This window comes from Acidovorax sp. 69, from assembly GCF_002797445.1.
Classification (GTDB): domain Bacteria; phylum Pseudomonadota; class Gammaproteobacteria; order Burkholderiales; family Burkholderiaceae_C; genus Acidovorax.
In genome coordinates this window covers 4,234,329-4,248,069 of sequence record NZ_PGEP01000001.1, presented here as the reverse complement: position 1 = coordinate 4,248,069, position 13,741 = coordinate 4,234,329, and the positions used below count along the sequence as shown (strand labels likewise).

Below are 13,741 nucleotides of genomic sequence, written 5' to 3'. Positions count from 1 at the left end.
TGCCCGTACGGTGCCAGCCCATGCCGGAGGTGCCACATGCTGCTGATGCTGTCGCAATGGCTGCAGGGCCTGTCCCCCGAGTTCGGGTTTTTTCGGGTGTTCCAGTACCTCACCTTCCGCGCGGTGATGGCGGCTCTGACGGCGCTGCTCATCGGTCTGGTGGCTGGGCCCAAGGTGATTCGCGTGCTCACCTCGCTCAAGATCGGCCAGCCCATCCGGGGCTATGCGATGCAGTCACACCTGTCCAAGAGCGGCACGCCCACCATGGGCGGTGTGCTGATCCTGCTGTCGATCGCTATTTCCACCCTGCTGTGGTTTGACCTGTCCAACCGCTTTGTGTGGATCGTGCTCATCGTCACCCTCGGTTTTGGCGCGATCGGTTGGGTGGACGACTGGCGCAAGGTGGTCAACAAGGATCCCGAGGGCATGCGCTCGCGTGAGAAATACCTCTGGCAGTCGGTCGTTGGACTCATGGCCGCGCTGTACCTGGTGTTCAGCATTTCCGAAAGCTCCAACGCCAAGGTGTGGGAGCTGTTCGTGGGCTGGGTGCAGTCGGGCTTTGCGCTCGACCTGCCCCCCAAGGCGGGCCTGCAACTGCCGTTCTTCAAAGAAGTGAGTTACCCACTTGGCGTGCTGGGCTTTGTGGTCCTGACCTACCTGGTGATTGTGGGTTCGAGCAATGCGGTCAACCTGACCGATGGCCTGGACGGCCTGGCCATCATGCCGGTGGTGATGGTGGGCTCGGCCCTGGGGGTGTTCGCCTACGTCACGGGCAGCTCGGTGTATTCCAAGTACCTGTTTTTTCCGCACATCCCCGGTTCGGGCGAGTTGCTGATTTTCTGTGCCGCCATGGCGGGTGCGGGTCTGGCTTTCCTGTGGTTCAACGCCCACCCGGCGCAAGTGTTCATGGGCGATGTGGGCGCGCTGGCGCTGGGCGCAGCCCTGGGCACCATCGCCATCATCGTGCGCCAGGAGATCGTGCTGGCCATCATGGGAGGCATCTTCGTGGTTGAAGCCCTGTCGGTGATGCTGCAGGTGACCTGGTTCAAGTTCACCAAGAAGCGCTATGGCGAAGGCCGCCGCCTGCTCAAGATGGCGCCCCTGCACCACCACTTTGAAAAGAGCGGTTGGAAAGAAACGCAGGTGGTCGTGCGCTTCTGGATCATCACCATGCTGCTGTGCCTGATCGGCCTGTCCACGCTCAAACTGCGATGAACCCGAACGATCACACGCCCTCCCTTGGCACACCCGGTGTGCCCGAGACCGAGTTGTCCTCTGGGTCTGGTGCAGGTGCGGGCGTGCCTGTGCCCAGCGCACCGAGCGCTGAGGCGCAGGCCGTTCCACCAGCCGCCAGCGAGCGCGCTGAAGCGCAGGAAGGGGCGCTGGATGCCGTGGTCGCTGCGGAGTTGCCCACCACCGATGCACCGCCTGAATCCGCACGGCCCGCAGAGGCGGCGGATGCCTTGACGGCGAAGCCCGCCATCGCGGGCACCAGCACGGCGTGGAACCCCGAAGCCGTGCCCGCCGTGTCGGCCGCCAAGGCTGCAGCCGATTTTGTGGCGCAGATTTTTGCCGACGTGTCGGCCCCCGAGGACAGCGCCGCTGTGAGTGCAGGCGTTGATAGCGACGAGGCTGCCGCTGCGTCGGCAGAGCCCGTCGAACCGCTGGCCCCCGCCCGCGAAGGTGTTGCACAACTGCTGAGAGGCCAGAACATCCTCATCCTGGGCCTGGGCGCCTCGGGCCTGGCCATGGCGCGCTGGTGCGTGCGCTGCGGCGCGCAGGTCACTGTGGCCGACACGCGTGCTGCACCACCTCAATTGCCCGCGCTGCAGCAGGAGTTGCCCCTGGTTCGTTTTGTGTCGGGCGCCTTCGACGCCAGCCTGGTCGTGGGGCAGAACCTGCAGGCGGTCTACCGCTCGCCAGGGCTGAGTCCGCAGTCGGTTGCTCCTGTTTTTGAAGCGGCTACCGCCGGTGGAATAAGCGCTGGGGGCGAGTTGAGCTTGTATGCGGCGGCGTTGACGGCCCTGCGTGCATCGCATGCCTACACGCCTGCCGTGCTGGCCATCACCGGGACCAACGGCAAGACCACCGTGACCTCGCTCACCGGCCAGCTGGTGGAACGCTCTGGCAAGCGCGTGGCGGTGGCCGGCAACATTGGCCCGACTCTGCTCGATACGCTGGCCGGTCATCTGGATGCGGATACGCTGCCCGACGTGTGGGTGCTGGAGTTGTCGAGCTTCCAGCTGGATGGCATCACTGGCTTCGAACCCACCGCGGCGACCGTGCTCAACATCACGCAGGACCACCTCGACTGGCATGGCGACATCGACGCCTATGCCGCCGCCAAGGCCCGTATTTTTGGCATGACAGGCCTGATGGTCCTGAATCGCGAAGACGCCACTGTCATTCAGATGTTGCCTCCCCCCGTCAAGGTCAAGCTGCAAAAGCCGCAGGTGCGCGCGCACCTCACCTTTGGCGGCGACATGCCCCGGCGTCCGGGCGACTTTGGGATTGAGGTGGTGAGCGGAATGCCCTGGCTGGTGCGTGCCATGGACGCAGACGAAACCCGCAAGCGCGGACGCAACGACGTCGAGGAAGACCTGCACATCCAGCGGCTCATGCCTGCCGACGCGCTGCGCATCCGGGGGCGCCACAACGCCTCCAACGCGCTGGCCGCACTGGCTTTGGCCGCAGCCGCTGGCTGCCCCCTGGCGCCCATGTTGTACGGCCTGCGTGAATACCGGGGTGAGCCACACCGCGTGGAGCCCGTGGCGATCATCCACAGCGTGGAATACTTCGACGACAGCAAGGGCACCAACGTGGGCGCCACGGTCGCAGCGCTCATCGGCCTGGGTACCGAGCGCCGCCTGGTGGTCATCCTGGGCGGCGAAGGCAAGGGGCAGGACTTCTCTCCCTTGGCCGTGCCGGTATCGCGTTATGCCCGCGCGGTGGTGCTGATGGGGCGCGATGCGCCGCTGATCCGCGCAGCCCTGGAAGAGTCCGGCGTGGCCTTGCTGGATGCTGAAACGCTGCCTCAGGCCGTAGCGCTGGCCGCCCAGCGGGCGCACGCGGGCGATGCGGTCTTGATGTCGCCTGCCTGCGCCAGCTTCGACATGTTCAAGGATTACGAGCACCGGGCACAGGTCTTCTGTGACGCCGTGCGCGCGATGGCAGACGATGCCGGGCAGCCGGTGGAGGGGATGGCATGACAGCACCCGCCAGCACCCTGCTGCAACGCGTGACCGGCTGGTTTGGTGGCTTGCCGGGCAAGGCGGCCGATGTGCTGCCCGTGCGTGTGGGCGGCACCGAGTACCGGCAATCTTCCAGCACACCTGCCAGCGTTCTGGGGTTTGACCAGGCCCTGCTGTGGGTGGTGGTGGCATTGCTCGCCTGGGGGCTGGTCATGGTGTATTCGGCATCCATCGCCATGCCGGACAACCCGCGGTTTGCCAACTATGCATCCACCCACTTCCTCACCCGGCACGTGATGTACCTGGTGGTGGGTTTTGTGGCGGCGCTGTTGACGTTCCAGATACCTATGGCACTGTGGGAGCGCGTGGCGCCCTGGCTGTTTGTGCTGGCCCTTCTGATGCTGGTGGCCGTATTGATCCCCGGGGTCGGCAAGGTGGTCAATGGGGCGCGGCGCTGGTTGTCCATCGGGCCTATCGGGTTCCAGCCCTCCGAGGTGGCCAAGTTTGCTGTGCTCATCTACGCTGCCGATTACATGGTGCGCAAGATGGAGGTCAAGGAGCGCTTCTTCCGCGCGGTATTGCCGATGGGCGCTGCCGTGGCCATTGTGGGCGTTTTGTTGCTGGCCGAGCCCGACATGGGCGCCTTCATGGTGGTGGCGGTGATCGCCATGGGCATCTTGTTTCTGGGCGGCGTCAACGCCCGCATGTTTTTCCTGATCGCCGGGGTGCTGGTGGGCGCCTTTGCGCTGATGATCGCCAGCTCGCCCTGGCGCCGCGAGCGTGTGTTCGCTTACCTCGACCCCTTCAGCGAGCAGCATGCACTGGGCAAGGGCTACCAGCTCTCGCATTCGCTCATCGCCATCGGGCGCGGCGAAATTTTTGGTGTCGGCCTGGGCGGTAGTGTGGAAAAACTGCACTGGCTGCCCGAAGCTCATACCGACTTTCTGCTGGCCGTGATTGGCGAGGAGTTCGGCTTGCTGGGTGTGCTCGCACTCATCGTGCTGTTCCTGTGGATGACCCGCCGCATCATGCACATCGGCCGCCAGGCCATTGCACTGGACCGCGTGTTCTCTGGCCTGGTGGCGCAAGGGGTGGCGATCTGGATCGGCTTCCAGGCGTTCATCAACATGGGTGTGAACCTGGGGGCTCTGCCCACCAAGGGGCTCACGCTGCCACTGATGAGTTTCGGGGGGTCGGCGATCTTGATGAATCTCGTGGCGCTTGCGGTGGTATTGCGGGTGGATTATGAAAACAAGCTTCTCATGCGCGGAGGCCGCGTATGAGAAGTTTGTTTCACCAAAACAAGCTGTGCATTGCGCAAGCAATGCCAGGCACGCAGTGCCTCATGAGGGGTGGCCGCGTATGACGCCAAAAACCGCCCTCATCATGGCGGGTGGCACCGGTGGCCACATCTTCCCCGGCCTGGCCGTGGCCGAGGAGCTTCGCGCGCGTGGCTGGCGCGTGCACTGGCTGGGCGCGCCGGGCAGCATGGAGTCACGCATCGTGCCCACGCACGGCTTTGCGCTGGAGCTGATCGACTTTTCGGGCGTGCGCGGCAAGGGTCTCGTCACGCTGGCGCTGCTGCCGCTTCGCTTGTTGCGTGCGTTCTGGCAAGCCCTGCAGGTGGTGCGCCGCGTCAAGCCCGACGTGGTGGTGGGCCTGGGGGGCTACATCACTTTTCCGGGTGGAATGATGGGCGTTCTGGCTGGCAAGCCGCTGGTGCTGCATGAGCAGAACTCGGTGGCGGGTATGGCCAACAAGGTGCTGGCAGGCGTGGCCGACCGCGTGTTCACTGCCTTCCCCAATGTGTTCAAGCAAGGCCAGTGGGTGGGCAACCCGCTGCGCACGGCCTTCACGCAGCAAGCCGGGCCCGCTGAGCGGTTTGCCGGGCGCACCGGCCCTCTGCGTCTGTTGGTGGTGGGTGGCAGCCTGGGCGCACGCGCGCTCAACGAGATCGTGCCGCAGGCCATCGCCCTCATGCCCCTCGAACAGCGCCCCACCGTGGTTCACCAGAGTGGTGCCACGCAGATCGATGCCCTGCGTGCCCACTATGCGGCCGCCGGGGTCAAGGCCGAACTCACACCGTTCATCGACGACACCGCCAGCGCATTTGCGGCGGCCGACATCATCGTCTGCCGCGCGGGCGCCAGCACCGTGACAGAAATTGCCGCCGTAGGGGCCGCGTCCATTTTTGTACCTTTCCCCTCGGCGGTGGACGACCACCAGACCACCAACGCGCAGTTCCTGGTGAACGCCGGAGGCGGCTGGCTGGTGCAGCAACGTGATCTGTCGCCCCAAGGGTTGGCACAGATGCTATTGAATATGGAGCGCCCCGCGCTGATAGATAAAGCGCTCAAGGCCAAAAACATGCAAAAAATCAATGCCACTCGCGAAGTGGTCACTGCCTGCGAGGAGCTTGCAGCATGAAACACGCGATTCGCCACATTCACTTCGTTGGCCTGGGCGGCGCCGGCATGAGCGGCATCGCCGAGGTGTTGTTCAACCTGGGTTACCGCATCTCGGGCTCTGACCTGGCCGACAGCGCCACGCTGCGCCGCCTGCAGGGCCTGGGCATCACCACCTGCCTGGGCCATGCCGCTGCGCACATCGATGGCGCTGATGCGGTAGTGACGTCCACCGCGGTGACTTCGGACAACCCCGAGGTGCTGGCCGCGCGCGCGAAAAAGATCCCGGTAGTGCCCCGCGCGCTCATGCTGGCCGAGTTGATGCGCCTGAAGCAGGGCATCGCCATTGCAGGCACCCACGGCAAGACCACCACCACCAGCCTGGTGACCAGCGTGCTGGCCGAGGCCGGTCTGGACCCGACCTTTGTCATCGGCGGCAAACTCAACAGCGCGGGTGCCAATGCCAAGTTGGGCAGTGGCGACTACATCGTGGTTGAGGCCGACGAGTCCGACGCATCGTTCCTGAACCTGCTGCCTGTGATGGCCGTGGTGACCAACATCGACGCCGACCACATGGAGACCTACGGCCACGACTTTGGCCGACTCAAGGGTGCGTTCGTCGATTTTCTGCACCGCATGCCGTTCTATGGCACGGCCATCCTGTGCGTGGACAGCCCGGCCGTGCGCGACATTCTGCAAAGCGTGACCTGCCCCATCACCAGCTACGGTTTTTCGGAGGATGCGCAGGTGCGTGCCGTCAACGTCCGGGCTGAGGCGGGGCAGATGCACTTCACGGTGCAGCGGCGCAATGGCGTGACCTTGCCTGATCTGGACATCGTGCTGAACCTGGCGGGCGAGCACAACGTGCTCAACGCGCTGTCGGCCATCGCGGTGGCGGTGGAGCTCAACATTCCCGACGAAGCCGTGCAGCGTGCGCTGGCGGGTTTCAAGGGTGTGGGTCGGCGCTTCCAAAGTTATGGCAACTTGCCCGCCAAAGACGGGGGGCTGTTCACCGTGATCGACGACTACGGCCACCACCCGGTCGAGATGGCCGCCACGCTGGCGGCAGCGCGCGGCGCCTTTCCGGGCCGCCGCCTGGTGCTGGCCTTTCAGCCGCACCGCTACAGCCGCACGCGCGATTGTTTCGAGGATTTTGTGAAAGTCATCGGCAATGCCGACGCGGTGCTACTCACCGAGGTGTATGCAGCTGGCGAGGCGCCCGTGGTGGCCGCCGACGGTCGCTCGTTGGCCCGCGCTCTGCGGGTCGCGGGGCGCGTGGAGCCCATGTTCGTTGACAACGTGGCCGACCTGCCGCAGGCCATTGGCGACAACGCGCGCAATGGCGATGTGGTGATGTGCATGGGCGCTGGCTCCATCGGGGCTGTACCCGGAAAGGTCGTTGATTTGCTACAAAATAGTGAGCTGAAGGCGGTTGAAGGGAGCGCACTATGACCCTTATTGATTCAAATGTGGATGTGAAAGCGCTGGGCAAGGTGGCGGTGCTGATGGGCGGTGCTTCGGCCGAGCGCGAAGTGTCATTGATGTCGGGCAGCGGTGTGCTGCAGGCCTTGCGCTCGCGGGGCGTGGATGCCCATGCGTTCGATCCCGCGCAAAGCGACCTGGGCGACCTCAAGCGCGATGGCTATGCACGCTGCTTCATCGCGCTGCATGGCCGCCATGGTGAAGATGGCACTGTGCAGGGTGCTCTGGAGCTGCTGGGTATTCCCTACACGGGCCCTGGCGTCATGGCATCGAGCATCGCCATGGACAAGATCATGACCAAGCGCATCTGGCGCTTTGAAGGACTGCCCACACCCGACTGGCGTCTGGTGTCCAGCGCAGAACAGACGGTGCAGGCCCTGCTGGCGCTGGGTGCACCAATGATCGTGAAGCCCTCGCGCGAGGGCTCCACGATCGGCCTGACCAAGGTCACTTCGCCAGCGCAGTGCGAGCAGGCCTACCTGCTGGCCTCGAAATACGACCCCGAAGTGTTGTGCGAGCAGTTCATCGAGGGTGACGAGACCACTTGCCCGGTATTGGGTGAAGGTGCTGGCGCCCATGCGTTGCCTGTGATCCGCATCGTGGCACCCGAAGGCAACTACGACTACCAGAACAAGTACTTCACGGACGTGACGCAATACCACTGCCCGAGCGGTTTGCCCGAGGCCGAAGAGCGCGAGATCCAGCGCCTGGTGGTGCAGGCTTTTCGTGCGCTGGGCTGCCGGGGCTGGGGACGTGCGGACATCATGATCCGCGCCAGCGACCGCCAGCCATTCTTGCTGGAGATCAATACCTCGCCCGGCATGACAGGCCATTCGCTCGTACCCATGTCGGCGCGCGCGTCCGGTATCAGCTATGAAGACTTGTGTGTGGGGGTGTTGGCGACGGCCACGCTCGATACGCCACCAGGCGCCACGTTGGGAGCCCTCAGCGCATGACCAACACCTTGCCAGCACCTCTGGACGTCAAGCTCATGAACCTGACCGCATCGGTCCTGTTCGTGGGCTTTGTGGCGTTTGTGCTGGCAGCGGGGGCCTGGTGGGTGTTGCGTTACCAGGGGTTTGCCATTGCGCGCATCGTGGTGCAGGGCGAGCTTGCACACAACAACGCCGTGACTTTGCGGGCCAACGTGGCGCCGCATCTGGCGGGCAATTTTTTCACCGTGGACCTGCGCTCCGCCCGCGAGGCCTTCGAGCAGGTGCCCTGGGTACGCCGTGCGCAGGTGCGACGTGTGTATCCCGGCAGCCTGCGCGTAGAGCTGCAGGAGCACGACGCCGTGGCGTACTGGGGCCCCGAGAGCGGCTCCGCGCTGGTCAACACGCAGGGCGAGGTGTTCGAGGCCAACGTGGGCGATGTGGAGCAGGAAGGCCTGCCGCGCCTGCAAGGGCCTGCAGGCAGCTCGCCCGAGGTGCTGCAGATGTATGGCTTGATCCAGCCCGTGTTCAAGCCCCTGGGGCTGGATGTGGATGAGCTGGAACTCACGGGCCGAGGGGGCTGGCGTGCCACGCTCGACAGCGAGGCCGTGGTGGAGCTGGGGGGCGGAGCGCCCCAGGAAGTGGTGCAACGCACGCAGCGCTTTATCCGGACCCTGACACAGGTGGCTGCGCAGTATGGCCGGCGTGTGGACGCGCTGGAGTCCGCCGATTTGCGGCATGCGGGAGGCTACGCCCTGCGCTTGCGGGGCGTGAGCACGGTCAGCGCGGACGCTGCCGGTTCCCCTGGCGGCGTGCGCAGGAGGTGATGGCATGGCACAGCAAAGCAGTCGGCGAAGTGCGATACAGGCGGTGGGATGGCGGGACAGAACAGAGAAGGGCAGAGACTGATATGGCAAGAGAATACAAAGATGTCGTGGTGGGGCTGGATATCGGCACGGCCAAGGTCATGGCTGTGGTGGCCGAGGTTCTGCCCAATGGCGAGCTGAAGCTCGCAGGCCTGGGCGTGGCCCCGAGCAATGGCTTGAAGCGTGGCGTGGTGGTCAACATCGACGCCACCGTGCAGAGCATCCAGCAGGCCCTGAAAGAGGCTGAGCTGATGGCCGACTGCAAGATCCAGCGCGTGTACACCGGCATCACGGGCAGCCATATCCGGGGCCTCAATTCCAGTGGCATGGTGGCCGTCAAGGACAAGGAAGTGACTTCCGCTGACGTGGCGCGTGTGGTGGAGACGGCCAAGGCCATCAACATCAGCAGCGATCAGCGCTTGTTGCTGGTGGAACCTCAGGAGTTCGTGATTGATGGGCAGGATGTGAAAGAGCCCATCGGCATGAGCGGCATCCGCCTGGAGGCCAAGATCCACATCGTGACCGGTGCACAGAGCGCGGCCGAGAACATCATCAAGTGTGTGCGCCGCTGCGGCCTGGAGGTCGAACAGCTCATGCTCAACCCGCTGGCCAGCAGCCAGGCCGTGCTGACCGACGATGAGCGCGAACTGGGCGTGGTGGTTGTGGACATCGGCGCCGGCACGACCGATGTGGCCATCTTCACGGGCGGGGCGATCCGGCACACGGCGGTGATCCCGATTGCGGGCGACCTGATCACCAGCGACATCGCCATGGCCTTGCGCACGCCCACCAAGGACGCGGAAGACATCAAGGTCGAGAGTGGTTACGCCAAGCAGTTGCTGGCTGACCCCGAGGCGCAGGTGGAAGTCCCCGGCCTGGGTGACCGCAGCCCGCGCATGCTGAGCAAGCAGGCGCTGGCCGGTGTGATCGAACCGCGCGTGGAAGAGATCTTCTCGCTGGTGCAGCAGGTGATCCGCGAGTCGGGTTACGAAGAGGTGTTGTCCTCGGGCATCGTGCTCACGGGCGGCAGCTCGGTGATGCCCGGCATGATCGAGCTGGGCGAGGACATCTTCCTCAAGCCCGTGCGGCGCGGCATTCCCAAGTATTCCAGTGCCCTGGCGGACATGGTGGCGCAACCCCGGGCGGCCACTGTCATGGGGCTGCTTGAAGAAGCACGCCTGGCACGGTTGCGCGGTTTCAAGGTGGCGCAAAAAAGCGGGTCCATGAAGACCGCGTTCGGACGCTTCAAAGATTTCATCGTGGGGAATTTCTGACCATGAAATACCCACTCTGGTTAGCGCGGGGAAGTCCTCACCGGATACCGCGCGAGCGATGGCGATGTACAGGACCGCCGCGCTCTTCAATACCCAGTATCCCGATCCCCATTTGGCAATTGCATACGAATCTAGAAACAGGAGCTCCAAGATGACCATCGAAATGATCGAAGCCGAAGAATTCAACCAGGGCACCCAGATCAAGGTGATCGGTGTGGGCGGTGGTGGCAGCAATGCCGTCGAGCACATGATTGCCCGCAGCGTGCAGGGCGTGGAGTTTGTCAGCGCCAACACCGACGCGCAGGCACTGACCCGCAGTTCGGCTCACCGTGTCATCCAACTGGGTGGCAGTGGCCTCGGCGCGGGGGGCAAGCCTGAAAAGGCGCGCGATGCGGCCGAAGCAGCGGTGGATGACATTCGCGACGCCATCCAGGGCGCACACATGTTGTTCATCACGGCCGGCATGGGTGGCGGCACGGGCACCGGTGCGGCTCCTGTGATCGCCCGCGTGGCCAAGGAGATGGGCATCCTGACGGTGGGCGTAGTCACCAAGCCTTTCGACTGGGAAGGTGGCCGCCGCATGAAGAACGCTGACGATGGCCTGGCCGAGCTGGAAGCCAACGTGGATTCGCTGATCGTGGTGCTCAACGAGAAGCTGCTGGATGTGCTGGGCGATGACATCACCCAGGACGAAGCCTTCGCGCATGCCAACGACGTGCTCAAGAACGCCGTGGGCGGCATCGCCGAAATCATCAACGAGTACGGCCAGGTGAACGTCGACTTTGAGGACGTGCGCACCGTGATGGGTGAGCCTGGCAAGGCCATGATGGGCACGGCCACCGCCAACGGTCCTGATCGCGCCCGCATCGCGGCCGAACAAGCCATTGCCTGCCCACTGCTGGAAGGTATCGACCTGTCTGGCGCCAAGGGCGTGCTGGTACTGGTCACGGCGAGCAAGGGCAGCCTCAAGCTGTCCGAATCGCGCCAGGCCATGAACACCATCAATGCCTATGCTTCGACCGATGCCCATGTGATCTTTGGTGCCGCCTACGACGAAACCCTGGGAGACGATATCCGCGTGACCGTGGTAGCCACGGGCCTGTCTCGCGCCAACGCACGCCGCCAGCCCATCTCGGTGGTGCAGGGCGGCCTTCGCACCGGCACGGACAACATGGCCTACCAAATGCCGGTGGCGGGTGTTGGTTCCATGGGGTCTGCTGTGGGCGTGCAGGGCGGTCATACAGGCAGCGCACAGGCCGACTACGGCAGCATGTCGGTGCCCAGCGTATGGCGTACCAACCGCACCCAGGCAGCAGCCCGCGTGGACGCACTGTCGTCGGGTGGCATGGACGACCTGGAGATCCCGGCCTTCCTGCGCAAGCAAGCCGACTGATCGATGTGGTGCAGTGCCCCGGTCGCCTTGGCGGTGACTGGGTAGCTTCCCAAAAATGAAGCCCTGTCAGCGTGAGCTGGCAGGGCTTCTTGCATGGTGAGGCGCTTGGGCCCTGAGCGGTGAACGGCGCTGCAGTCCCCTCGCTGGCCTATCTGTTTAAAAGGATTCCCAGTCCTCGTTGTTGCTGTCTGTGGCAGGTTTGGTGCCGCCGGCCTTGGAGGGCAACGCCACCGCCGGGGCGGTGGGCGCCGGGCGAGGGGCGGTGGCCTTGGCCAGCGCGGGTCGTGGCGCCGCGGTGCGCACAGCCGCTGCCGGAGCGGGGCGTGGCGCAGGTTTTGGCGCCGGGCGGTGTGCGGCAGCGGGGGCGGCGGTGTTGCTGCCGTTCACACGGAACAATGCCACCACCTGGGTGAGCTTCATGGCCTGTTCGCGCAGGCTGTCGGCGGCGGCGGTGGACTCCTCTACCAGTGCCGAGTTCTGCTGGGTCATCTGGTCGAGCTGGTTCATGGCCGTGTTGACCTGCGCTATGCCCTGGCTTTGTTCGGAGGTGGCCGCGCGGATTTCGCCAATGATGTCGGTCACACGTTGCACGCTGGCGACGATCTCGGTCATGGTGGCGCCTGCGTTGCCCACAAGCTGGGTGCCCGACTCGACCTTCTCGACCGATGCACCGATGAGCGACTTGATTTCCTTGGCCGCCTCTGCGCTGCGCTGGGCCAGGCTGCGCACCTCTCCTGCCACCACCGCAAATCCGCGGCCTTGTTCGCCAGCGCGTGCGGCCTCCACGGCTGCGTTGAGCGCGAGGATATTGGTCTGGAACGCGATGCCGTCGATCACGCCGATGATGTCGCTGATCTTCTTGCTGCTGGCATTGATGTCCTGCATGGTGGCGACCACCTGTGACACCACCTGGCCGCCGCGCGCTGCAACATCCGCCGCCGATGTGGCCATCTGGTTAGCGGTCTGGGCGGAGTCCGAAGTTTGTTTGACGGTGCTGGTCAGCTCCTCCATGCTGCTGGCCGTAGCCTGCAGGTTGCTGGCGGTGTCTTCGGTGCGGTGGGCGAGGTCATTGTTGCCTTGGGCGATCTCACTTGAAGCGGTGGCAATGCTGTCGGTCGCAGAGCGCACCTCGGTGACCAGTTTGCGCAGTGAGGTCACCATGTGGGCGAGGCCGTCGAGCATCGATCCCGGGTGGGCCGTCGGGATTTGCGTGTCGAGGTTGCCCTCGGCCACTTCTTGCATGATGGCGATGGCGTCCGTCGGTTCACCACCGATCTGGCGCAACACCGAGCGCGAGACGAAAAGGCCAATGACGCCCACCACGAGAAACACCGCCACCACCATGACCAGGCTTGACAGCAGGGCCTGGCGCAGCAGCGCATCGACGTCGTCGGTGTAAAGCCCCGAGCCGACCATCCAGTTCCACCCGTCGACCTTGATGATGTACTGCAGCTTGGGCACTGCGGTCTGCTGCCCGGGGCGCGCGAACATGGTGGGCACAAAAGCCTTGCCGTCTTTGCTGCTGCGCATGCCGTTCACGAGCAGGCCAATGATGTCCACACCCGAGCCATCCTTGACCTTGCCCAGCATGTCCTGTCCGTCCCATTCAGGTTTGAAGGGGTGCATGACGCCTACGCCTTCGGTGGTCCAGATGTAGAAATACTCGGTCTTGCCCTCGGCACCGCCATAACGTGCAATGCGCAGGGCCTCTTTGGCAGCTTTTTGTGCTTCTTCCTGTGGCATCGCACCGCTGGCGGCCTTGGCCTGGTAAGCGGCCACGATGCTATGGGCAGACTGGACCGCGGTGGTCAGCAAATCTTTGCGCGACTCGCTGATCAGTCGGCGCTCCTGCAACAGGGAGGTGACCGCCATGACCAGCAGCGCGGCCAGCGCGGTGCCAATCATCAGCATGACTTTCATTTTGAAGCTGAGTTTGCTCATGGTGTTCTCCGGTGGGGCGGCTTGTGTTTCTGTGTCATATGTGTTCGAGGCGCTGCCGTGCCGGTGGATAGGTCACCCGGTGCAGCTCAACAGTGCCCGCCGCTCTGGGATTGTGCGGCGAATGGGGCTTCGGGCGCAGTAGGTGAAAACGCGGCGGTAGCTTCACGTATGGGCGGCCGAAGCGGCGCTGTGTGCCCTGTTTCGTACGGCGCACAAGACCTCAGCGTGTGCGGGATGAGGCGCCGGAAACTAAAATA

At 64.4% G+C, this 13,741-nt stretch carries 10 protein-coding genes; 9 read left to right on the top strand and 1 reads right to left on the bottom strand.

What is annotated here, in order from left to right; genetic code table 11:
• Nucleotides 1-36: 36 nt before the first annotated feature.
• The 9 genes from mraY to ftsZ all read left to right on the top strand — a co-directional run bounded on the left by mraY (nt 37) and on the right by ftsZ (nt 11,543).
• On the top strand, nt 37-1,215 hold the full coding sequence (gene mraY, locus CLU85_RS19490) for a phospho-N-acetylmuramoyl-pentapeptide-transferase (RefSeq protein ID WP_100411721.1): 1,179 nt from the start codon (nt 37-39) through the stop codon (nt 1,213-1,215).
• Nucleotides 1,212-3,209 (top strand): UDP-N-acetylmuramoyl-L-alanine--D-glutamate ligase, encoded by a 1,998-nt coding sequence (murD, locus tag CLU85_RS19485; RefSeq protein WP_369858272.1) that lies wholly within the window; start codon nt 1,212-1,214, stop codon nt 3,207-3,209. Before mraY ends, murD begins: the two co-directional genes overlap by 4 nt.
• Nucleotides 3,206-4,474 carry a putative lipid II flippase FtsW gene (gene ftsW, locus CLU85_RS19480; protein WP_100411720.1) on the top strand — a complete coding sequence of 423 codons (1,269 nt, stop codon included), beginning with the start codon at nt 3,206-3,208 and terminating at the stop codon, nt 4,472-4,474. Before murD ends, ftsW begins: the two co-directional genes overlap by 4 nt.
• 79 nt (nt 4,475-4,553) lie before the next feature.
• The gene (murG, locus tag CLU85_RS19475; protein WP_100411719.1) at nt 4,554-5,618 is read left to right on the top strand and encodes an undecaprenyldiphospho-muramoylpentapeptide beta-N-acetylglucosaminyltransferase; all 1,065 of its coding nucleotides are present in this window, start codon (nt 4,554-4,556) and stop codon (nt 5,616-5,618) included.
• On the top strand, nt 5,615-7,048 hold the full coding sequence (gene murC / locus CLU85_RS19470; RefSeq protein ID WP_100411718.1) for a UDP-N-acetylmuramate--L-alanine ligase: 1,434 nt from the start codon (nt 5,615-5,617) through the stop codon (nt 7,046-7,048). Before murG ends, murC begins: the two co-directional genes overlap by 4 nt.
• The gene (locus CLU85_RS19465; RefSeq protein ID WP_100411717.1) at nt 7,045-8,034 is read left to right on the top strand and encodes a D-alanine--D-alanine ligase; all 990 of its coding nucleotides are present in this window, start codon (nt 7,045-7,047) and stop codon (nt 8,032-8,034) included. Before murC ends, CLU85_RS19465 begins: the two co-directional genes overlap by 4 nt.
• The gene (locus CLU85_RS19460; protein WP_100411716.1) at nt 8,031-8,837 is read left to right on the top strand and encodes a cell division protein FtsQ/DivIB; all 807 of its coding nucleotides are present in this window, start codon (nt 8,031-8,033) and stop codon (nt 8,835-8,837) included. Before CLU85_RS19465 ends, CLU85_RS19460 begins: the two co-directional genes overlap by 4 nt.
• 83 nt (nt 8,838-8,920) lie before the next feature.
• Entirely contained in the window at nt 8,921-10,150 is a 1,230-nt protein-coding gene (ftsA, locus tag CLU85_RS19455; RefSeq protein ID WP_100411715.1) for a cell division protein FtsA, read from the top strand.
• Between the two features lie 151 nt (nt 10,151-10,301).
• Nucleotides 10,302-11,543: a cell division protein FtsZ gene (gene ftsZ, locus CLU85_RS19450; protein WP_100411714.1), complete on the top strand. Its 1,242-nt coding sequence runs from the start codon at nt 10,302-10,304 to the stop codon at nt 11,541-11,543.
• A 156-nt stretch (nt 11,544-11,699) separates the two neighbouring features.
• Here the strand turns inward: ftsZ and CLU85_RS19445 are convergent, their stop codons facing one another.
• Nucleotides 11,700-13,484: a methyl-accepting chemotaxis protein gene (locus tag CLU85_RS19445; protein ID WP_100411713.1), complete on the bottom strand. Its 1,785-nt coding sequence runs from the start codon at nt 13,482-13,484 to the stop codon at nt 11,700-11,702.
• Nucleotides 13,485-13,741: the final 257 nt, after the last annotated feature.

Coding starts and splice junctions, on each gene's coding strand:
- mraY (WP_100411721.1), top strand. CDS start 37: ATGCTGCTGATGCTGTCGCAATGGCTGCAGGGCCTGTCCCCCGAGTTC.
- murD (WP_369858272.1), top strand. CDS start 1,212: ATGAACCCGAACGATCACACGCCCTCCCTTGGCACACCCGGTGTGCCC.
- ftsW (WP_100411720.1), top strand. CDS start 3,206: ATGACAGCACCCGCCAGCACCCTGCTGCAACGCGTGACCGGCTGGTTT.
- murG (WP_100411719.1), top strand. CDS start 4,554: ATGACGCCAAAAACCGCCCTCATCATGGCGGGTGGCACCGGTGGCCAC.
- murC (WP_100411718.1), top strand. CDS start 5,615: ATGAAACACGCGATTCGCCACATTCACTTCGTTGGCCTGGGCGGCGCC.
- CLU85_RS19465 (WP_100411717.1), top strand. CDS start 7,045: ATGACCCTTATTGATTCAAATGTGGATGTGAAAGCGCTGGGCAAGGTG.
- CLU85_RS19460 (WP_100411716.1), top strand. CDS start 8,031: ATGACCAACACCTTGCCAGCACCTCTGGACGTCAAGCTCATGAACCTG.
- ftsA (WP_100411715.1), top strand. CDS start 8,921: ATGGCAAGAGAATACAAAGATGTCGTGGTGGGGCTGGATATCGGCACG.
- ftsZ (WP_100411714.1), top strand. CDS start 10,302: ATGACCATCGAAATGATCGAAGCCGAAGAATTCAACCAGGGCACCCAG.
- CLU85_RS19445 (WP_100411713.1), bottom strand. CDS start 13,484: ATGAGCAAACTCAGCTTCAAAATGAAAGTCATGCTGATGATTGGCACC.